This window comes from Psychrobacillus sp. FSL K6-2365, from assembly GCF_038003165.1.
GTDB classification, from domain to species: Bacteria; Bacillota; Bacilli; order Bacillales_A; family Planococcaceae; genus Psychrobacillus; species Psychrobacillus psychrodurans.
Genome location: NZ_JBBOOO010000001.1, coordinates 2,716,686 through 2,737,926, shown reverse-complemented (window position 1 = coordinate 2,737,926; position 21,241 = coordinate 2,716,686). Strand labels below are relative to the sequence as shown.

The window sequence follows — 21,241 nt, the reverse complement described above, 5'->3', positions numbered from 1 at the left end:
TAATGAAGTTACTAATAATGAGTGATACGCATAGTGCAACTAATTTAATGGAACAAGTTATTGAACAACATCAACAGGAAGTGGACGCGATTATCCATTGTGGAGATAGTGAGTTAAATGCTAGTTACTTCTATAATACCCCTATCCGTGTTGTTCGTGGGAATTGCGATATGGATGATCGGTTTCCTCTAGAGGAATTGTTTACTGTCCAAGATTTAAAAGTACTTGTAGTTCATGGTCATAAATATAATGTAAAATCAACATTAATGCCCCTTTTTTATCGAGCGCAGGAAGTACAAGCCTCAGTAGTATGCTTTGGTCATTCGCATTTATTAGGAGCAGAAATGCAAGGAGGTATTTTATTTATCAATCCTGGTAGCCTACAGCAACCTCGTGGACGTAAAGAAAAAAGCTACGCAATAGCTGAAAATAAAGGTAATTCCTGGGCAGTTTCTTTTTATTCTGCTGAACATATAATGCTTGAAAAAGTAACTTTATAAATTTTTAGAAATAGTGTTGACTTAACTTCATTATCATTATATAATAAATCTTGTCTTTCCTATCAGTTTAGGTGGGGGAGTACTTGTCTCAGTAGCTCAGCTGGATAGAGCAACGCCCTTCTAAGGCGTCGGTCGGGGGTTCGAATCCCTCCTGGGACATACTAAATAAATACATACATAAACTGTTTGTGAGAAAAGGGATTCGGTTGGGGCTTCGGTCATCAATGCAGAATCCCTTTTTTATTACCCTTGAAGTTAAGTGAATATAGTACCGATATTATCTTCCAAATCAATCGAATGGAGGATTTTTGTTTACTACAGTAAAATAAGGTATATTATATTTGTTGGATAGATTCTCTTTAAGGAAAGAAAAGTAGGTGAACAAAGTGGGGAAATATCAATTGGATACCAAAGGTAAGCAAGCTGTGGCAAAGTATCATGAAAAACATAAGCCTGCCAAATTTGATAAAAAGCAGCAACTTGAAAAAATACGTGTCGAGTACTTGAAAAAGAAGCAAGAACAAACAGATAAATAATATGAAAGAAAATATACAAGTCGTTCATCTGCTAAAAGTGAGCAAAACAATTGTGAACGGAAAATCTTTTTGAACGTAGTTGATTCAGCAAATTCTAGGAGTCCTTTGTCTAAGGGCTCCTTTCTATTTTATTAAGTATGATTTTTGTATTACTAAAAGAATATTTAAAGTGAGCCTCAAAAGAGAAAAAGAGTTAAGCTTTTGAATTCCTATGATTTCTCTCTTTCGTGGAAGAGATAATCCTTGACGGTAACCTTTATAGTTTTTGAAGGAGTAAACAAACAAATTTTCCATAAAAACTTTCTTAGTGTTTTTTGCGTTTATTATATGTTTCCAAAGTCTAAAGTATCGACTTGTTCTACATTTTTTCTAGACCTCATATACTTTTTTAAAAAGACGGAATATTAAGATATATCTAAAAATTATATTTAATTTATGAATAGCTTATTTTATAATAAATATAACTAAGGGGGAGGAGAAGAATATGAAAACTATTTTTATAAATGGACAGATATACACGATGAATCCGAAGGAACCAGTTGTTCAATCCATCTATATGAATAATGAACGAATCGTAGATATGGGGTCAAATGAAGAGATTCAACTACAATGGGGGAGAGATGGAGCTAAAATTATCGATTTGGAAGGTAGGACTGTTGTGCCCGGCTTAATAGATAGTCATTTGCATATTTCGAGTGTTGGTATCAATTCTCAAGAACTGGATCTTACTAATGTAAAAACTACAGATGAATTATTGGATTCTATCAAGAAATGGGCAGTTAATATGAAACCGGGTGAATGGATTTTAGGTAGGGGTTGGGATGAAAATGTTTTTCCAAATAGAAGAATTCCGTCTATTGAAGAGTTAGATAAAGTTTCGTTGAATACGCCACTTTATTTACCTCGAATTTGTGGACATGCTTTTTTGGTCAATAGCAGGGCTTTGAAAATATGTGGCTACCACTCAGATATGAACATTCCCTATGGTGGAACAATCGTACTAGATCCTATTACGAAAAAACCTAATGGCTTATTGTTAGAAACTGCATCAACAATCATTTCAAAGCATATTCCAGAAAAAAGCTATGAGCAATTAAAAAGTGCCTTGCAAGCGGGCTTGAAACAAGCTACTAGTTTAGGTTTAACAAGTATTCACACTAATGATCCGAATTATCTTGGAGGTGCGTTACAGACATATAGGTTATTTGATGAACTTATCAATCATGATCGAGTTGGACCTCGTAGTAATCTGTTAATAGATTATGATTATTTAGAGGAAATGAAGAACACCGAAATGAGCACAGGATATGGAAATGATAACGTTAGAATAGGAGCTATAAAATTATTTGCGGATGGAGCGCTAGGTGGGAGAACAGCTCATTTATCGGAGCCGTATCAGGATGATCCGAATAATGTTGGAAATGCGATGTACGATAAAGAGGTCTTATTCCAACTAATACGTAACATTAGACTGCAAGATATGCCAGTAGCAATACATACAATTGGAGACCAAGCACTTATTGAGGTTCTTGATATTCTAGATCAATTTAAACCTACCAAATATCGTGATAGGCTCATTCATGTTTCAATATTAAATGAACATTTAATCCAAAGACTAAAAAGTCCTCATCGAATAGTTGATCTGCAGCCTAAATTTGTTTCTAGTGATTATCCTTGGATTGAGGATAGACTCGGAAAACAAAGAGCAGGTTTTGCGTATCCTTTTAAAAGTCTCCTAGATAAAGGGGTAATAAGTGCAGGAAGCTCTGATGCTCCTATTGAATCGCTAAATCCTTTATTAGGTATTCATGCAGCTGTAACAAGAAAGAAGGCTGGAGAAACCCATGCTGGATATAATGCGCAGGAAAAATTATCTATGTATGAAGCTTTTCACTTATTCACAGTGGGGGGGGCCTATGCAACCAATGAGGAAAACTTAAAGGGAACATTAGAACGAGGTAAGTTAGGAGATATGACCGTTTTATCTCATGACCCTTTTCGCATGGAAAATCCCGACGAATTATTGACAACCGAAACGGAAATGACCGTAATTGGAGGAGAAATAAGGTACCAAAGGTAAAGAATCAAGAATCAGAAAACGGAGAGGAGTTAATTTTTTGGATACAATACTGGAAACGATTGTTGGTTGGTTATGGGGATTACCACTAATATTTACTGTCCTTTTTGTAGGAATATATTTTACAATTGGAAGTAAACTTTTTCAGTTTAGTTATTTACCGCATATTTTTAAAGAAACATTTGGGAAAATGTTTGGTAAAAAAGATAAATCAGAGGCTACAAAAGGTATATTAACACCATTTCAAGCTGTGGCTACTGCCATTGGTGGAAGCGTAGGGGTAGGAAATATAGGTGGTGTTGCAACGGCCATAGCAATTGGGGGACCTGGAGCAGTATTTTGGATGTGGATCACCGCTCTACTTGGTATGATCACGAAAACAGTGGAAGTAACCTTATCCGTGTATTACCGAAATACAGATGAAAAGGGTAACCCATATGGCGGACCAACTTATTATATGGAAAAAGGGCTTGGAGAGGAAAAGAATTTCAAGTATTGGAAGGTACCAGCAATATTATTCGGCTTAGGTATTTTCACTACATTTTTCATCACACTTCAAAACTATACAATTTCAGAAGCAGTTAGCTCTACGTTTGATATTGGAATGATTCCTGCCTCATTTATTTATTTGACTATTATTTATATTATTATTTATGGTGGTATCAAACGGATAGGTGAGATTGCTTCTTTGTTAGTTCCTTTTATGTGTTTGTTCTATGTGATTGCAGGCCTATTTATCATTTTTAAAAATTATTCTGAAATCATTCCTGTCTTTTCTTTAATTTTTGATAGTGCTTTTTCGGGAATGGCAGCAGTTGGGGGATTCACAGGAGCGGCAATTGCTCAGGTGATTCGTATGGGAGTTGCTCGTGCAGTATATAGTAATGAGGCTGGTTGGGGAACTTCTCCAATGATACATTCTACTGCAAAGACTGCCCACCCTGTGAAACAAGGAATGTGGGGAGCGATGGAGGTATTCGCAGATACGATTATCGTATGTTCTATCACTGCATTTACTATTATCATAACAGGCGCATGGTCTTCAGGTTTGGATGGTGCGGCTCTAACATTGTCTGCATTTGAAATCGGAATTGGTGAGTTTGGTAGAAATATTATTACGATTTCGATATTCTTATTCGGACTAACCACTTCTACAGGCTGGTACACGTATTATGAAATATTGTTAAGACATGTATTTAATAATGAAAAAAAACTTGCATTAAAGTATAAAATATTAACGCTGTTCAAATGGCTATATCCAATTCCGGGTTCATTAATGGTAATCTACGCGGTAATGAATGATATGCCAGGAAAAGCAGTTTGGTATTTTGCAGATATAACGACAGCAATCCCCACATTTGTTAACCTATTAGTTATTTTGTTCTTAAGCAAAAAATTCTTCGAACTTCTTCGAGACTACAAAGCCAGATACTTAAATATAGGAATTGTTGATCCTAATTTTAGTGTGTTTTACGAGGATAAAGTGAAGAAAGAAAGTAGTAAATAGTTATATAAAAAACAAAGACAAATCGTTGAATATGCGGTTTGTCTTTTTCTTGGCTCAGTTAATGTTATTGTTGAGTATTCGTTTAATATTGTGAAAATGGGTTGCCTCTATAATTTCGCACTAGGTATTTATGTTAGAATAAATATGAGACTGTGTAATCATTAACTTAAACAAGAGGCTATGAAGGCTTATAGGAGGATATTATGGCTTTAAAATATAAATGTTTAATCTTAGATCACGATGATACTGCCGTAAAAAGTACACCTGGAATACATTATCCATCATTTGTTGAAGCTCTTACAAATGTACGACCAAATGAGAAGGCTATTACACTTGATGAGTTCGTTAGGTACTGTTTCAATCCAGGTTTTTCTTCTTTATGTAAAGACATTATTAAATTCACTGAGGAAGAGCAAGAGCATCAGCAAGTGGTATGGAAAAAATATACCCAATCAACTGTGCCAGATTTTTATGAACTTTTTGCGGAGACAATTCAAGAATTTAAAAAACAAGGTGGTATTGTGACGGTTGTTTCTCATTCTGAGAGAAATAGAATTGAAAGAGATTATTCTATTCATTGTGGATTTGTGCCAGATGCAACCTTTGGATGGGAACTTCCTGAACATCAAAGAAAACCACATCCTTACCCCATAAAGGAAATTTTGAAACGCTTTAATCTTCAAGAAACTGAGGCATTAATGTTAGATGACCTTAAACCTGGGATGGAGATGGCAAGAAGTTGTAATGTAGATTTTGCGGCAGCTGGGTGGTCTCACATAATTCCTGAAATCAAGGACCAAATGAAAAAGGAGTCTAAATATTACTTCGATACAGTAGAACAATTCAATCAATTATTATTCTGTAAATAAATGTGTGACACCCTTTCAAAAGGGGCTATAGTAAAAAGGGTTTGGATGATTCTCCAAGCTCTTTTTTTAGTAAAATTAATTTTTATGTTTATTTCGTTTACAACCGGGAAACTAGATAGTGAGCCTATGAAGCTCAAAAAAATTAAAGGAGGAATTATTAGAATGCCAAACAACCAGGACAATCGCAACAGAAACAACAATCCAAATCAGTCAGTCAATGAAGCGGGACGTAACGGCGGGGAAGCAACCTCCAATAATCGTGAAAATGAGTTTTATGAAGAAATAGGTCGTAAGGGCGGAGAAGCTCGGAACAAACAAAATGACTTTGACAAAAAGAATCAGGAAGAAACTGATGGACAAGACAAAAAGAGAAACGAAGACGATTATAACTCGATCAATAGTTAAAACCTAAAATGCAAAAAAACTAAATAGCAAATAAAAAGATGCACAAAGTCAAGGTGGCTTTGTGCATCTTTTTATTTTCCTGAAACTTTTCAATTGAAATCATATTCCTATTATCCTATAGTGTATCTTGTTGAAGAAGTAAAACCTAAGATAGTAAGGAGCAGTCAAAAAACTAAATGTTGAGTATATACACTAATGACTATATTGAAGAGATTATCAAATCTGTTATGGATACAGTTAAGATAAATTTGGAATTAAGACAAGACCATTCTGGCGTAAACATGAGTTACAACTTTATTGGCAACTATATAGGGGTGGATTTTGAACGCTTACTAAGTTCATGGGAGGAAACTCATACATCTATTTCGTTAGAATCATTTATAAAAGTGTTAACAATTCACGAACTAGGACACGCTGCGGATCGACTTGCATTACTTGAATCCTTGGAACGCACGATTGAAATTTTTCAGACGAAAAAAAGATATATTTTAAGTGAAATCTATAATGATAGGTCCTTGCTAGCTATGCTTATAGAGGAACATGAAATGAATATTACATTTGAACAAACAGCTTGGGTTAATGCAGAACAAGTTAACCAGAAATATAATCTGGTTCATCAATCTACTTTTAGATTAGTAAAAAAACTAAGCTTAGAATCATATCAAAAACTGTATTTAGAGGATTTAAAATTATACGAGAATCAGCTAGAAAACCTAAACGAAAAAACTGCGTAATTCAAACGTGGCTGGGACAGAACCCCAAAACAGCATTTTTCTTTGTGAGAAAAATGCTGTTTTTTTGCTGTGCACAAAATTGATTTCCATTCCAGGGACGCTTTCCACGGGCGTGGCCAGAGCCTGTAGTTCAGGCGTCACGCTATTCCCGTAAGAGTCGCCCCTCCATTCCAATCAATTTTATTAAATATTCATTATTTAGTAAAGGTTTCTCCTTATCCAATAAAATTTCTACTTCTGTGCAAGCCTCGTTTTCTTATAAAAGATAGTTTAAATTGTTTATAACCGTAAAGATAGGGAACCTTATTACTATCACAAAATATAATTTCGAAAAGAGGAGAGATTAATATGTCTTACCAAAATGAAAAGCGATACTCTGAAGATCCTAACACTACACAAGAGCAACCAAGTAAAATCGAAGAAATAGAGAAAAGAAAAGAAAACGATAAAGAACGACGAGGAGATGGGAATTATAAAGAAGATACGATTAGTACAGAAGAAGACGGTGGCTTGCGTCAATAATTATTTATATAAGATGTAAAGAGATGCCCCTAATTTATTGCCGATTAGGCGTATCTCTTTTGTTGTATTAAAATTTCCCAACACAGATTGTATCTGTGTACACAGAAAAAATGCTATAGTATATATAATAAAGTACATAGATAAGCTAGTGAAGGTGGCGAGTTATATTGAAAAAAAAGGGTCATCCAATTTTAAAGGATGAAAACGTCATTTTATTTCCAGGAATGGTCGAAAATTATATAGAAAATGGGCTAAAATTCGCTGAAGAGAATAATTTTGTACAAGCAGTCGCTTGTTTAGATGAGGCAAATAAATATAAAGAACTTAGTGATATGGTACAAAGTGTTTACATACTTTCTTTATTAGAAACAGGTAGGGCTAAAGATGCGAAGAAAATTTGTGAAACTCTTTATGAAAAAAAATCCCCTTTTTTTGAGCAAGTAATAGAATTATATTTGACGATATTACTTGATTTAAAGGAATACAAACAATTAAACGAAGTGTTAAATGGATTAATGAAAGATTCGACATATACTTTTCAACAAAAGAAAAATTTTAAACAGTTAAAAGAACTGAGCATCAAGTTGTTAACAGATACTACATATTCTACTGATGAAGACATGCAAACTAACTTTGACACTGATCTATTTGAGCTTAGTAATTTCAAAACACTACCATATGGCAGGCAAGAACAGTTATTACAAGAGGCATTTCAAACAGATATTAAGGATATAACTAGGGAAATCATCACTATAATAGAAAGCTCAGATATAATCCCTACTATTAAATCACTTGCGCTTTTACTACTTGGCGCCGCTGGAGTGAACAATGAAGTAACCGTTGAAAAATTTGGTTTTAAAGAAACAGTTATTCCAACAGCACCACCAGAACGTACTGCAGTTGATCGAGTAGAACCTATAAAACGATTTATCGAGAACGCGTTAGAAAAAGATCCAACTAAGCTTCAAATGACGTTGGAAATGGTTCATCGACATGCTTATACCTTGTTTCCGTTTGACTGGGTAGGATATACTAATGAAATAGTAGCTAACAGATATATTGAATATGTGGATGTGTTATTTGGTAATAGTGAATTGCAGTCGGATGAGTTCTTTAAATTGCTTATAGTACTAGAAGAATCATTAGAAGTTTTGAGTTGTGAATAATGTTGAAACTCTAGTCATCTATGCTATAATATACAAGTTGTCAATATAATTAGTGAAAAACTGCGCTGTATCAGTGTATGCAGGCTGCTAAATTATTGTAAATTATTATTTGGAGGTAGAATATATGTCAATGGATCAGACTGTGAAATGGGAAAAACAAGAAGGTAATACTGGTTTACTTACTGTAGAAGTTACTGCAGAAGAAGTAGCAAAAGGGTTAGATCAAGCTTTTAAAAAAGTAGTTAAACAAATTAACGTACCAGGTTTCCGTAAAGGGAAAATGCCTCGTCAAATGTTCGAAAAAATGTATGGAGTAGAATCATTATTCCAAGATGCATTAGATATCATTCTTCCTCATGCTTATGGTCATGCTGTTGAAGACGCTGGAATTGACCCAGTAGATCAACCAGAAATCGATGTAGTAACAATGGAAAAAGGACAGCCTTTAGTTTTCACTGCTAAAGTTGTTGTAAAACCAGAAGTAACTCTAGGTAACTATAAAGGTCTTGAAGTAACAAAATTAGAAGAATCAGTAACTGACGAAGAAATCGATGAGCAACTACAAAGCCAACAAAATCGTTTAGCTGAATTAGTTGTAAAAGAAGATGCAATCGTTGAAGGTGATACTGCTGTAATCGACTTCGAAGGATTCGTTGATGAAGTTGCATTTGAAGGTGGAGCAGGAACAGATTATCCATTGGAAATTGGTTCTAATTCATTTATCCCAGGATTTGAAGAACAATTAGTTGGTTCAAAAACTGGAGATGCTAAAGATGTGGAAGTAACATTCCCAGAAGAGTATCATGCTGCTGAATTAGCTGGTAAAGCTGCAACTTTTAAAGTAACTGTTAAAGAAGTTAAAGGTAAAGAACTTCCTGAACTTAATGATGACTTTGCTAAAGAAGTAGATGCTGAAGTAGAAGGTATCGACGCATTACGTGCTAAACTTAAAGAAGTAACTGCTGAAGAGAAAAAACAATTAGCTGCTCAAACACTTCGTGATACATTAGTTGAAGCTGCTGCTGAAAATGCAACAATTGATATTCCTGAAGCAATGATCGCATCTGAAACTGACCGCATGCTACAAGAATTTGGTCAACGTTTAGAGCAACAAGGTATGAACTTAGATCTTTACTATCAATTCTCTGGTCAAGATGAAGAAGCATTACGCTCTCAAATGACAGAAGATGCTAATAATCGCGTAAAAGTTTCATTAACTCTTGAAGCAATTGCTAAACAAGAAAACATCGAAGCTTCTGAAGAAGATATCAATGCAGAGCTAGAAAAAATGAGCGCACAATTCAATATGACGATTGAAGATATTAAGCGTGCACTAGGTAGTACTGACGTACTTGCAAACGATCTACGCTTTGCAAAAACAGTTGAATTCTTAGTAGATAACGCTAAAATTTCTTAATTTCAAATCAATTCGGTTTTAATACAAATAGAACAAGGTACAGCACTTAAAACTGTGCCTTGTTCTATCATATACATAGCATTTTATTTTTAAAAAACATACTTAAACGTATTATTTGATTACTTGATGAGAATCTTGTAACATAATTGCTTGAATAGGGGTGAATATTTTGTTCAAATTCAATGATGAAAAAGGGAATTTAAAATGTTCTTTTTGTGGTAAGCCACAAGAACAAGTTCGTAAGTTAGTGGCAGGACCAGGCGTATATATTTGTGACGAATGTATCGACCTTTGTTCTGAGATTGTAGAAGAAGAGCTAGGAATTGAAGAAGAAGTAGAATTTAAAGAAGTTCCAAAACCAAAAGAAATTTTAGCTATTTTAGATGAATATGTAATTGGTCAAGAACGAGCAAAAAAATCACTTGCAGTTGCTGTTTATAACCATTACAAACGCATCAATTCCAACAGTGTAATTGATGAAGTAGAATTAGCTAAATCTAATATAGTATTAATAGGCCCAACTGGTAGTGGTAAAACATTACTAGCACAAACACTTGCAAGAATTCTAAACGTGCCATTTGCAATTGCAGATGCAACATCGTTAACAGAAGCAGGATATGTAGGGGAAGATGTTGAGAACATCCTTTTAAAACTAATTCAATCGGCTGACTATGATATCGAACGTGCTGAAAAAGGAATTATTTATATTGACGAAATAGATAAAGTTGCTCGGAAATCTGAAAATCCATCTATTACACGTGATGTTTCTGGTGAAGGTGTACAACAAGCACTTCTAAAAATATTAGAAGGTACTGTTGCAAGCGTTCCTCCACAAGGTGGTCGTAAGCATCCTCATCAAGAGTTTTTACAAATCGATACAACGAATATTTTATTCGTTGTAGGTGGAGCTTTTGATGGTATCGAACAAATCATTAAACGTCGTTTAGGCGAAAAAGTAATTGGTTTCGGAGCGGATCCTAACAAAGTGGAAGTTGCAGAAGGTTCGGTACTTTCTCAACTAATTCCTGAGGATTTATTGAAGTTTGGTTTGATACCAGAATTCATCGGACGTTTACCAGTACTAGCTAGCTTAGAGCAATTAGACGTGAATGCGCTAGTTCAAATTCTGACAGAGCCGAAAAATGCTCTTGCTAAGCAATATCAAAAAATGATTGAGTTGGATAATGTGAAGTTAACATTTGAAGATAGTGCTTTAGAAGCTATTGCTAAAGAAGCGATAGAACGTAAAACTGGTGCTCGTGGTCTTCGTTCTATCATCGAAAATATCATGCTTGATGTAATGTTTGAATTACCTTCAAGAGAAGATATTGTAGAATGTGTAATAACTAAAGAATCTATTACAGATAAAGCCAAACCTAAACTGTTATTAGCGGATGGCACAGAATTAGAAAAAGATAATGAAAAAACATCGGCTTAACTAGCCATTGACAAAGCTGGCTTCCAATCTGCGCGTGCTTAGCGCATGCAAGGATGTCAGCTTTTTCAACATAATAGGAACTTTTTTTGTAAGAAGCATTATTAATGAATTATTCGGACAGAATAAGCTGGAGGTGACTACCCAAATGGCTAAAGAAAAAGAAATATATTATCCAGTACTACCTCTAAGAGGTTTACTAGTTTATCCTACAATGATTTTACATGTGGATGTGGGGCGTGAACGCTCTATCGATGCACTTAATGAAGCAATGATTCGGGAGGAAAAGTTATTCCTTTCTGTTCAGAGAGATATGACCTTGGAAAAACCTGAGATGTCAGATCTTTATGATGTTGGTATAATTGCAAAAGTAAAACAAATGGTAAAATTGCCAAATGGTACAATGCGAGTTTTAGTAGAAGGATTGCAACGTGCTATTTGGGATGATTTTAATCGTCTTGATACTTTTGACGAAGTTTCTGTAACTGCATTTATTGAACCAGAAAAAGCAGATCAGGAAGACGAAGCACTCATGCGTACGCTGGTACATAATTTTGAAAAATATTCAAAATCATCTAAGAGTGTATCCGAAGAAACGTTCAATTCAGTTACTGATATTGAAGAACCAGGTCGTTTAGCAGATATGGTTGCTTCTCATTTACCTTTAAAAATTTCTGGTAAACAGGAAATTTTAGAAATAATGGATGTCAAAGAACGATTAGAATGGCTAATCGCTCGTTTATACAATGAACAAGAAATATTAGACCTAGAAAAGAAAATAAATACAAGGGTTAAGCATGCGATGGAAAGAACACAAAAAGAGTTCTATCTACGTGAGCAGATGAAAGCGATTCAGACGGAGCTTGGAGATAAAGAAGGTAAGACCGGTGAAGTTGCTGAACTAAAAAAACGTATTGACGAAGCTGGTCTACCTGAAGTGACGAAAAAAAATGTGTTAAAGGAATTAGACCGCTATGAAAAGCTTCCTTCACAGGCACCAGAAAGTGGCGTAATACGCAATTACATCGATTGGATTGTCTCTATTCCATGGACTAAAGCGACAGAAGATCAATTAGATATAAAACGTTCTGAAAAAATACTGGATAGAGATCATGATGGATTGGAGTCTGTTAAAGAGCGTGTGCTAGAATATTTGGCTGTAAGACAGTTGACGAAATCCTTAAGAGGTCCAATTCTATGTTTAGCAGGTCCTCCTGGTGTTGGTAAAACTTCCTTAGCTAAATCAATTGCGGAGTCTTTAGGACGTAATTTTGTACGAATCTCACTCGGGGGAGTACGGGATGAATCGGAAATTAGAGGTCATCGTAGAACATATGTAGGCTCTATGCCTGGACGTATAATTCAAGGGATGAAAAAAGCGGGAACGATTAACCCATTGTTTTTACTAGATGAAATCGATAAAATGTCGAACGACTTTAGAGGGGATCCCTCTGCAGCAATGCTAGAAGTTTTAGATCCTGAGCAAAATAATACATTTAGTGATCATTATATCGAAGAGACGTATGATTTATCAAATGTCCTTTTCATCGCTACAGCAAATGATTTAAGTACTATCCCTGGTCCACTTCGTGACCGCATGGAGATTATTTCGATTGCTGGATACACGGAAATTGAAAAGCTATCTATTGCCAAAAATCATTTATTACCAAAACAGTTGAAAGAGCATGGTTTGACGAAAAGTCAGCTACAGCTTAAAGATGATGCATTACTGGATGTAATTCGCCACTATACAAGAGAAGCTGGGGTTCGCAGTTTGGAACGGGTACTAGCAAATCTTTGTCGTAAAGCTGCACTTCAAATTGTATCAGGTGATAAAAAAAGAGTTTCGATTACAACAAAAAATCTAGAAGACGTTATTGGTAAACGAAAATTCCGGTACGGACAAGCTGAAACAGAAAATCAAATTGGAGTTGCTACGGGTCTCGCTTATACATCAGTAGGAGGAGATACTCTACAAATTGAGGTTTCGTTATCAGCTGGAACTGGAAAACTTCAATTAACAGGTAAGCTCGGAGATGTGATGAAGGAATCTGCACAAACAGCATTGTCCTATGTGCGTTCAAAAGCGGAGGATTTTGGAATTGATCCAAAGTTCTATGAAAGTAATGATATCCATATTCACGTACCAGAGGGTGCTGTTCCAAAGGATGGTCCTTCCGCAGGTGTTACAATTGTTACTGCTCTTGTCTCCGCGCTATCTAAGCGTCCTATAAAACGTGAAGTTGGTATGACAGGAGAAGTTACATTAAGAGGTCGAGTATTACCTATCGGTGGTTTAAAAGAAAAGACACTAAGTGCACATCGTGCAGGTTTGACGACAATTATTTGTCCGTCAGATAACGAGCGCGATATTGAAGATATACCAGAAAGTGTTCGCGAAGTATTAACATTCCATTTTGTTTCCGATGCTGAAGAGGTGCTTCAACTGGCTCTAGAGGAGGCATAATAATGAAAATCCATAATGTAGAATTACTAATTAGTGCTGTAAGACCAGCGCAATATCCAGAAGGGGACTTACCTGAAATAGCTTTGGCTGGACGGTCAAATGTAGGGAAATCATCCTTTATCAATAAAATGATTGGTCGAAAAAGCATGGCTAGGATTTCTTCAAAACCAGGTAAGACGCAAACGTTGAACTTTTATCAATTGGAGGAAGCATTGATATTTGTGGATGTTCCTGGTTACGGATACGCAAAAGTATCTAAAACAGAACGTGCTGCATGGGGTAAAATGATCGAAACTTATTTTACTTCACGTAATATATTGAAAGCTGTAGTGTTGATCGTTGATCTAAGACATCCACCAACAGCTGATGATTGCATGATGTATGATTTTTTAAAGCATTATAATATCCCATGTATTGTGATCGCAACAAAAGCAGACAAAATTCCTAAAGGTAAATGGGATAAGCATAAGAAGATAGTAAAAGAAGAACTTCAAATGGATAAAGAAGATCCGCTAATCGTTTTTTCTTCAGAAACAGGATTGGGCTTTGATGCAGCATGGGCTGAAATCGAAAGTAGAATTCTTTAATATTATTTGTATTTCAAGCGAGTTCCCAGAGCGACCTGTCGTTTAGGAGCTCGCTTTTTATTGTTAAATAACATTATAATTTTCAGTTCCATAAAGCGGTGATACTGCGGCTTTTAATACTACATATAATATAAGGTTAAAAACTCCTCAATAAGGGAATAACAACCTTATATTCGACTTTATTTTTTGAATTATTCCACTTTTTTTATTTGAATCAGAACGTTTGAATTGTGTGAATGTGTTTGGTATTATTAATTTATAATAATTCTAATTAAGATTTCATATGTTGTTCACAAATATACAAGGAACTAGCGGAAAGCTATGATATAATTGGACTTATGAAATGAACGTGAAGGGGAGACATATTCCATGCATACAATCGTGGTTGGTGTCAATTACCGTACTGCTCCTGTCGAAATTCGAGAAAAACTGTCGTTTGTCGAAGCGGAGTTACCGAATGCGATGCAAGCATTACAAGACCAAAAAAGTATATTAGAAAATGTCATCGTATCTACCTGTAATCGTACGGAGATCTACGCAACAGTTGATCAACTACACACTGGTAAATACTATGTGAAACAATTTTTAGCAAACTGGTTTGATATTCCATTAGAAAATTTATCTACCTATTTATTTGTTCACGAGGATGACCAAGCGAATAATCATTTGTTCCGTGTTACAGCGGGCATCGATTCAATGGTACTTGGTGAGACACAAATATTAGGGCAAGTGAAGAAAAGCTTTCTAAATGGACAAGAAAACGGAACTACAGGTACTATTTTCAATCAATTATTTAAGCAGGCAGTAACTTTTGCGAAACGTGCACATGCAGAGACTGCGATTGGAGAGAATGCTGTTTCCGTTTCTTACGCTGCGGTTGAGTTAGGGAAGAAAATATTTGGCTCATTAAACCACAAGCATGTTGTTATTTTAGGCGCTGGTAAAATGGGCGAGCTTGCAATTCAAAATCTACATGGTAGTGGAGCAGAAAAAGTAACGGTCATTAATCGTACTTTTGAAAAAGCGAAGGAGCTTGCTTCTAAATTCGATGGCAATGCAAAACCGATGGACGAGCTTCAATGTGCATTATTAGAGGCAGATATCCTTATTAGTTCAACGGGTTCAACTGAATTTGTGATTGACCTTGAACTAATGCAGTTTGTAGAGCGTCTTCGTAAAGGCAAACCATTATTCATGGTAGATATAGCTGTACCGCGCGATTTAGATCCGCGTATTGGTGATCTTCCGAATGTATTTTTATATGATATTGATGATTTACAAGGAATTGTGGAAGCTAACTTAGCTGAAAGAGAACGTGCAGCTCAGCAAATCAATCAAATGATCGATACAGAAATAGAACAATTCAATGACTGGGTAACTACGCTTGGAGTTGTTCCAATTATTGCAGCACTTCGTCAAAAAGCGAATACTATTCAAGCAGAAACAATGGCTTCTATTGAAAATAAAATGCCAAATTTAACGGATCGTGAACGCAAAATTTTAAGTAAGCATACAAAATCGATCGTAAACCAGCTTTTAAAAGAACCAATTTTACAAGCGAAAGAACTGTCTGTAGCTAAAGATCCATCAGCTCAGCTTCAACTATTCCAACAAATTTTTGGGATAGAAGAGGATGTGCAAAAGGAAGTAGCTATGCAAGCTGAAAAAGCGAAAATCAATTTAAAACAACAATTAATTGAGTCGAAAAATTTAAAAGGAAATCTATTATATAACTAAGTAAAGGAGGCGTTTTTATATCTGTATGGAGACAAATAGATATAATAAACGCCTTTTTACTATGTAAAAGGAGAATGTTATGACTGATCTGACGATGACAAGGCTTCATGAGATTATGGTCATTCTTCAAGCTATAAGCCTTGTCTTTTATTTTATTGATTATTTACATAAGGATCTAAGGGCACATCGACTAGCTGTGTGGTTACTTTTTGCGGTTGGTACTTTACAAACAATCTTCTTAATCATGTATATGATGGAGATGAAACGTTTTCCAATACTTTCGTTGTTTGAAGGAATCTATTTTTATGCTTGGTTGATTATCATGCTTTCTCTTGTTTTACAACTGGTATTTAAATTGGATCTACCTGCATTCTTTTTGAACTTGATTGGTTTTATTTTTATGACAATTCATACGTTTGCTCCAAATCCAATGGCACAGTCGTTGGTCGGGGATAACCTAAAATCAGAGTTATTATTCATTCATATAATGTTTGCGTTATTAGCGTATGCAGCTTTTGCTTTAGCATTTGTTTTTTCGACATTATATTTAATACTATATAAAGTGTTAAAGAAGAAAAAATGGACGAACCAATTTACTCGTTTACCTTCTCTTCAACAAGCTGAAAATGGTATGAGTCTGTCAATTTTAACGGGAATCCCATTATTGTTTGTAAGTTTAGTTCTTGGGTTAGAATGGGCATATATATCTTTAGATGCTTTTCCACTCTACGATATTAAGATTGTCAATTCTTTTATAGTATTAGTAATTTATATTCTTGTTTTATTAATAAGAAAATCTGCAAAGATTAAAGGGACGAATTATGCGTGGATACATATTTATGCTTTTTTGTTTGTTTTGATAAATTTCTTATTAGGTAGTCAATTATCACAATTCCATATTTGGTATTAAAGAAAGGACGCGTTAAGTTATGCGTAAAATTATTGTAGGATCTAGAAGAAGTAAGTTAGCTTTAACTCAAACTAATTGGTTTATTCAACAAATGAAAGATATGGGAGCTCCTTTTGAGTTTGAAGTGAAAGAGATTGTAACAAAGGGCGACCAGATTTTAGATGTTACACTTTCTAAAGTTGGTGGGAAAGGCCTTTTTGTTAAAGAAATAGAACAGGCACTTTACGACAAAGAAATCGACTTTGCTGTGCATAGTATGAAGGATATGCCATCTGTGTTACCAGAAGGTTTAGTCATGGGATGTACACCAAAACGTGTGGATGAACGTGATGCTTTTATATCAACAGGCCATGTGAAATTTGCTGATCTTCCAAAAGGAGCAGTAATTGGGACAAGTAGTTTAAGAAGAAGTGCCCAGCTATTATTATTGCGCCCAGACATTGAGATTAAATGGATTCGTGGTAATGTAGATACTCGTCTGCAAAAATTACAAGATGGCGAATATGATGCGATTATATTAGCAGCAGCGGGGTTGAAGCGTCTAGGCTGGAGTGATGAAGTAGTAACAGAATATTTGTCTGTGGAGGATTGCATACCAGCAGTTGGACAAGGAGCTCTTGCAATTGAGTGCCGAGCGGATGATAAAGAGTTAATCGACGAGCTATCAAAGCTATCTGATCATGATACATGGGTTGCAGTGGAAGCCGAGCGTGCATTTTTAGCTGCAATGGATGGTGGATGCCAGGTGCCAATAGCTGGACATGCAACAATCAGTGACGATAAAATTACGATGACGGGATTAATAGCAGCACCGGATGCATCTATCGTATATAAAGAAATATTAACTGGTACAAATGCAGATGCACTTGGGAAGGAACTAGCACGTATCGTGACTGAACAAGGAGCATACGATTTAATCCAACAAGTGAAGGCAGATTTGAATGTTTAATAATACTCCTTTGTTAGGAGAGAATGTCATCTTTACGGGCATTCAAAGATCATCGGAAGCATCAGATCTTGTGAAAAGATATGGTGGGAGTGCAGTAATCGCTCCAATGATTGCTACAAAGGAGATAGTTAGTCCTCGTGACTTAGACTTATTACAGAGTTTTAACTCATATGACTGGCTTATTTTTACTAGTCAAAGTAGTGTAGAGGCATTTCATTCGAAAATGGTAAAATATCAGTTAGATGCAAGTTTTTTTACGGCTAAAATTGCAGTAGTTGGTACTAAAACAGCGAATGCCATTGAAAATTTGGGATTATCCGTTGATTTTACCCCATCTACATTTAGTGCGGATATTTTTGTTCGGGAATTTCCAACAGTAGCATCCTTAACGGACCGCTGTTTATTTGTTAAAGGTAATCTTGCGAAAGATACAATAACAGCAGGGCTGCAAAATGATGTAGATGAATTGACTATCTATGAAACAGTAGAGTTAGAGGAAAATAAGGAATTAATAAAAACGCTATTAATGAGTGAGGAAAGTTGTTCTATTATCTTCACGAGTCCTTCGACTGCCGAGTTTTTTCATCGAAGTATAGGCGCCTCCTTTGGGTATGAAAATATCACAGTGTGTGCAATCGGACATATTACAAAAAAATTTTTAGAATCTAAAAAGGTTTCTGTGCAGGTTATGCCAGATACTTACACTTTAAGTGATGTCATCGTTAAATTAGCGGAATGGAAAGGAAGAGTGCAATGACTGAATTAGTTTTTCAACGTCACCGTCGTTTAAGACAATCAGCTGGAATTCGAGCAATGGTAAAGGAAACATATCTACATAAGGAAGATTTAATCTATCCTATTTTTGTGATGGAAGGCGACAATATCAAAAACGAAGTACCTTCCATGCCAGGTGTATTTCAATTCTCCCTTGATCGTTTAGATGAAGAAGTAGATGAAGTAGTGAATTTAGGAATTCCATCTGTTATTTTATTCGGACTTCCGGCTGAAAAAGATGCAGTTGGTACTGGTGCTTATCATGACCACGGAATTGTACAAAAAGCAATTCGTCAAATTAAAGCACGTCATCCACAGCTAGTAGTTATAGCAGATACATGCCTTTGTGAATTTACAGACCACGGTCATTGTGGTGTAGTGGATGAAAATGAACGTATTTTAAATGATCCTTCCCTTGATTTGTTAGCGAAAACGGCAATTAGCCAGGCGGAAGCTGGCGCCGATATTATAGCTCCTTCTAATATGATGGACGGCTTTGTTGCTGCAATTCGTCTTGGTTTAGATGAAGCTGGGTATAAGGATGTGCCAATCATGTCTTATGCAGTAAAATATGCATCCGCATATTACGGACCTTTCCGTGAAGCAGCGGATGGAGCACCAAAATTCGGTGACCGCAAAACATACCAAATGGATTATTCGAATCGAATGGAAGCTATACGTGAAGCTTCATCTGATGTACAAGAGGGAGCAGACTTCCTTATTGTCAAACCGGCATTATCATATTTAGATATTATTCGAGATGTAAAAAATACATTTGCTACTCCGATTGTTGCATACAATGTATCCGGAGAATATGCAATGGTAAAAGCAGCAGCTATTAATGGCTGGATCAACGAAAAAGAAACAGTGCTTGAAACACTAACAGGAATGAAACGTGCAGGAGCAGATATGATATTAACTTATCATGCTAAAGATGTTGCCCGTTGGTTGGAGGGGAAATAATGACAAAATCTTATGAGCAGTCTAAACAAGCATTTACAGAAGCGAAAGAGTTAATGCCAGGTGGTGTAAACAGCCCTGTACGTGCATTTAAATCAGTTGATATGGATCCTATTTTTATGGAAAGTGGAAAAGGTGCTATTTTAACAGACATCGATGGTAACGAATACATTGACTACGTTCTTTCTTGGGGTCCTCTAATTTTAGGGCATACGGAACCAAATGTAGTGAAGGCTATCCAACAAGTTGCTGAAACAGGTACAAGCTTTGGAGCATCTACTTTAATTGAAACTAAATTAGCTAAATTAGTGATGGAGCGTGTTCCATCTATTGAGATGGTTCGTATGGTTTCTTCTGGTACGGAAGCAACCATGAGTGCTCTTCGCTTAGCTCGTGGTTATACAGGACGCAACAAAATTTTGAAGTTTGAAGGTAGTTATCACGGTCACGGCGACAGCTTACTCATTAAAGCTGGATCAGGTGTTGCAACACTTGGATTACCAGATAGCCCAGGTGTACCTGAGTCTATTGCTAAAAACACAATAGCTGTACCGTATAATGATTTAGAAAGCGTACGCCATGTATTTGAAAACTTTGGTAATGATTTAGCAGCGGTAATCGTTGAGCCGGTTGCGGGTAATATGGGTGTTGTTCCTCCAGTTGAAGGGTTCTTAGAAGGACTCCGCGAACTAACTGAAAAAAATGGAACATTGTTAATTTTTGATGAGGTAATGACTGGTTTCCGTGTAGGCTACAATTGTGCACAAGGATATTATGGTATTACACCTGATTTAACTTGTTTAGGCAAGGTAATTGGTGGAGGACTTCCAGTAGGGGCTTTTGGTGGTAAACGTGAGATTATGGAAATGATCGCACCTGCTGGTCCTGTATATCAAGCTGGAACACTTTCAGGTAATCCATTAGCGATGACTGCCGGATATGAAACTTTAACCCGTTTAAACGAACAATCGTATGATTATTTTATTGAGCTAGGCGATATACTGGAAAAAGGTTTCCGAGAAGCAGCATCAAAATATAATATTCCACATACAGTGAACCGTGCTGGTTCAATGATTGGTTTCTTCTTAACAAATGAAGATGTGATTAACTTCGATACAGCAAAAACGTCTGATTTAGAATTATTCGCTAAGTATTTCCGACTTATGGCAGAGGAAGGGATTTATTTACCACCCTCTCAGTTTGAAGGATTATTCCTTTCAAGTGCCCATACCGTTGAACATATAGAGAAAACAATTCAAGCGTTCCATACAGTTTTCGAAAAATTATCTAACAACTAAATCAATTTCATAAAGAATATTATATAGTTAAATCCGAACAACGCTGATTTCCGCTCTAGGCGGACGCTTTCCGCGGGCACGGCTTCAATATCCTCGTCACTACGAAAACATATGCTCCTGCGGTTACTCGTCGCAAAGACATTGGTCAAACAAAGTTCGACCAATGTCTTTCCTGCGGGGCTTTCAGCTCGCGCTGTTCCCGCTGGAGTCGCCGCCTGCCACTCCAATCAACGGGATCGCTTTTAAAAAACGAATAACATATTGCGATATTAAGTAAACATTCGTATTTTTAAATGAAACAAGTAATTATGAAATTGACTCAACTAAATAGAAATCGGAGCCTTGCATTAGTTGCAGGGCTCTTTTAGTCTAAGATAATTGACATAAAAAG

At 36.0% G+C, this 21,241-nt stretch carries 19 protein-coding genes and 1 tRNA gene; all 20 read left to right on the top strand.

Features of this window, described 5'->3' with window-relative positions; genetic code table 11:
• The first annotated feature begins 2 nt into the window (after positions 1–2).
• The 20 genes from MKY29_RS13655 to hemL all read left to right on the top strand — a co-directional run bounded on the left by MKY29_RS13655 (position 3) and on the right by hemL (position 20,850).
• Positions 3–500, top strand: coding sequence for a metallophosphoesterase family protein (locus MKY29_RS13655; protein WP_340880083.1), 498 nt, complete (start codon positions 3–5; stop codon positions 498–500).
• Positions 501–585: 85 nt separating this feature from the next.
• A tRNA-Arg gene (locus MKY29_RS13650) sits at positions 586–659 on the top strand.
• A gap of 227 nt (positions 660–886) precedes the next feature.
• Positions 887–1,036, top strand: coding sequence for a hypothetical protein (locus tag MKY29_RS13645; protein WP_340880082.1), 150 nt, complete (start codon positions 887–889; stop codon positions 1,034–1,036).
• A gap of 484 nt (positions 1,037–1,520) precedes the next feature.
• Positions 1,521–3,116: an amidohydrolase gene (locus MKY29_RS13640; protein ID WP_340880081.1), complete on the top strand. Its 1,596-nt coding sequence runs from the start codon at positions 1,521–1,523 to the stop codon at positions 3,114–3,116.
• A 37-nt stretch (positions 3,117–3,153) separates the two neighbouring features.
• Entirely contained in the window at positions 3,154–4,620 is a 1,467-nt protein-coding gene (locus tag MKY29_RS13635; RefSeq protein ID WP_340880080.1) for an alanine/glycine:cation symporter family protein, read from the top strand.
• A gap of 203 nt (positions 4,621–4,823) precedes the next feature.
• The gene (locus tag MKY29_RS13630) at positions 4,824–5,489 is read left to right on the top strand and encodes an HAD family hydrolase (protein ID WP_093496010.1); all 666 of its coding nucleotides are present in this window, start codon (positions 4,824–4,826) and stop codon (positions 5,487–5,489) included.
• Between the two features lie 162 nt (positions 5,490–5,651).
• Positions 5,652–5,894 carry a KGG domain-containing protein gene (locus MKY29_RS13625; RefSeq protein ID WP_340880079.1) on the top strand — a complete coding sequence of 81 codons (243 nt, stop codon included), beginning with the start codon at positions 5,652–5,654 and terminating at the stop codon, positions 5,892–5,894.
• 176 nt (positions 5,895–6,070) lie between these two features.
• The gene (locus MKY29_RS13620) at positions 6,071–6,628 is read left to right on the top strand and encodes an integrase (RefSeq protein WP_340880078.1); all 558 of its coding nucleotides are present in this window, start codon (positions 6,071–6,073) and stop codon (positions 6,626–6,628) included.
• 348 nt (positions 6,629–6,976) lie between these two features.
• Complete coding sequence (locus MKY29_RS13615) at positions 6,977–7,150, top strand: hypothetical protein (RefSeq protein ID WP_340880077.1); 174 nt, start codon at positions 6,977–6,979, stop codon at positions 7,148–7,150.
• A gap of 167 nt (positions 7,151–7,317) precedes the next feature.
• Positions 7,318–8,316: a hypothetical protein gene (locus MKY29_RS13610; RefSeq protein WP_241596749.1), complete on the top strand. Its 999-nt coding sequence runs from the start codon at positions 7,318–7,320 to the stop codon at positions 8,314–8,316.
• Positions 8,317–8,446: 130 nt separating this feature from the next.
• Positions 8,447–9,733, top strand: a complete 1,287-nt coding sequence (gene tig / locus MKY29_RS13605) for a trigger factor (protein ID WP_093496089.1) — start codon at positions 8,447–8,449, stop codon at positions 9,731–9,733.
• A gap of 169 nt (positions 9,734–9,902) precedes the next feature.
• A complete protein-coding gene (gene clpX, locus MKY29_RS13600) occupies positions 9,903–11,171 on the top strand; it encodes an ATP-dependent protease ATP-binding subunit ClpX (RefSeq protein ID WP_090564093.1) in 1,269 nt (422 codons plus the stop codon).
• Between the two features lie 145 nt (positions 11,172–11,316).
• Entirely contained in the window at positions 11,317–13,635 is a 2,319-nt protein-coding gene (lon, locus tag MKY29_RS13595; RefSeq protein ID WP_093496007.1) for an endopeptidase La, read from the top strand.
• A gap of 2 nt (positions 13,636–13,637) precedes the next feature.
• Positions 13,638–14,222, top strand: a complete 585-nt coding sequence (yihA, locus tag MKY29_RS13590) for a ribosome biogenesis GTP-binding protein YihA/YsxC (RefSeq protein WP_090564089.1) — start codon at positions 13,638–13,640, stop codon at positions 14,220–14,222.
• Between the two features lie 369 nt (positions 14,223–14,591).
• Positions 14,592–15,959 carry a glutamyl-tRNA reductase gene (hemA, locus tag MKY29_RS13585; RefSeq protein WP_093496500.1) on the top strand — a complete coding sequence of 456 codons (1,368 nt, stop codon included), beginning with the start codon at positions 14,592–14,594 and terminating at the stop codon, positions 15,957–15,959.
• A gap of 79 nt (positions 15,960–16,038) precedes the next feature.
• Positions 16,039–16,869, top strand: coding sequence for a cytochrome c biogenesis protein CcsA (gene ccsA, locus MKY29_RS13580; protein ID WP_090564083.1), 831 nt, complete (start codon positions 16,039–16,041; stop codon positions 16,867–16,869).
• Between the two features lie 19 nt (positions 16,870–16,888).
• Positions 16,889–17,818, top strand: coding sequence for a hydroxymethylbilane synthase (hemC, locus tag MKY29_RS13575; RefSeq protein WP_340880076.1), 930 nt, complete (start codon positions 16,889–16,891; stop codon positions 17,816–17,818).
• Positions 17,811–18,575, top strand: a complete 765-nt coding sequence (locus tag MKY29_RS13570; RefSeq protein WP_340880075.1) for a uroporphyrinogen-III synthase — start codon at positions 17,811–17,813, stop codon at positions 18,573–18,575. The genes hemC and MKY29_RS13570 overlap by 8 nt, the downstream gene beginning before the upstream one ends.
• A complete protein-coding gene (gene hemB, locus MKY29_RS13565; protein WP_340880074.1) occupies positions 18,572–19,555 on the top strand; it encodes a porphobilinogen synthase in 984 nt (327 codons plus the stop codon). Before MKY29_RS13570 ends, hemB begins: the two co-directional genes overlap by 4 nt.
• A complete protein-coding gene (hemL, locus tag MKY29_RS13560; RefSeq protein ID WP_093496504.1) occupies positions 19,555–20,850 on the top strand; it encodes a glutamate-1-semialdehyde 2,1-aminomutase in 1,296 nt (431 codons plus the stop codon). The genes hemB and hemL overlap by 1 nt, the downstream gene beginning before the upstream one ends.
• The last annotated feature ends 391 nt before the right edge of the window (positions 20,851–21,241 follow it).

Bases quoted from the DNA above. Each gene is read 5' to 3' on its own strand.
- MKY29_RS13640 (WP_340880081.1), top strand. From the start codon at position 1,521: ATGAAAACTATTTTTATAAATGGACAGATATACACGATGAATCCGAAG.
- hemC (WP_340880076.1), top strand. From the start codon at position 16,889: ATGCGTAAAATTATTGTAGGATCTAGAAGAAGTAAGTTAGCTTTAACT.
- ccsA (WP_090564083.1), top strand. From the start codon at position 16,039: ATGACTGATCTGACGATGACAAGGCTTCATGAGATTATGGTCATTCTT.
- MKY29_RS13615 (WP_340880077.1), top strand. From the start codon at position 6,977: ATGTCTTACCAAAATGAAAAGCGATACTCTGAAGATCCTAACACTACA.
- MKY29_RS13570 (WP_340880075.1), top strand. From the start codon at position 17,811: ATGTTTAATAATACTCCTTTGTTAGGAGAGAATGTCATCTTTACGGGC.
- hemL (WP_093496504.1), top strand. From the start codon at position 19,555: ATGACAAAATCTTATGAGCAGTCTAAACAAGCATTTACAGAAGCGAAA.
- MKY29_RS13620 (WP_340880078.1), top strand. From the start codon at position 6,071: ATGTTGAGTATATACACTAATGACTATATTGAAGAGATTATCAAATCT.
- hemB (WP_340880074.1), top strand. From the start codon at position 18,572: ATGACTGAATTAGTTTTTCAACGTCACCGTCGTTTAAGACAATCAGCT.
- MKY29_RS13630 (WP_093496010.1), top strand. From the start codon at position 4,824: ATGGCTTTAAAATATAAATGTTTAATCTTAGATCACGATGATACTGCC.
- MKY29_RS13625 (WP_340880079.1), top strand. From the start codon at position 5,652: ATGCCAAACAACCAGGACAATCGCAACAGAAACAACAATCCAAATCAG.
- MKY29_RS13655 (WP_340880083.1), top strand. From the start codon at position 3: ATGAAGTTACTAATAATGAGTGATACGCATAGTGCAACTAATTTAATG.
- hemA (WP_093496500.1), top strand. From the start codon at position 14,592: ATGCATACAATCGTGGTTGGTGTCAATTACCGTACTGCTCCTGTCGAA.
- tig (WP_093496089.1), top strand. From the start codon at position 8,447: ATGGATCAGACTGTGAAATGGGAAAAACAAGAAGGTAATACTGGTTTA.
- yihA (WP_090564089.1), top strand. From the start codon at position 13,638: ATGAAAATCCATAATGTAGAATTACTAATTAGTGCTGTAAGACCAGCG.
- lon (WP_093496007.1), top strand. From the start codon at position 11,317: ATGGCTAAAGAAAAAGAAATATATTATCCAGTACTACCTCTAAGAGGT.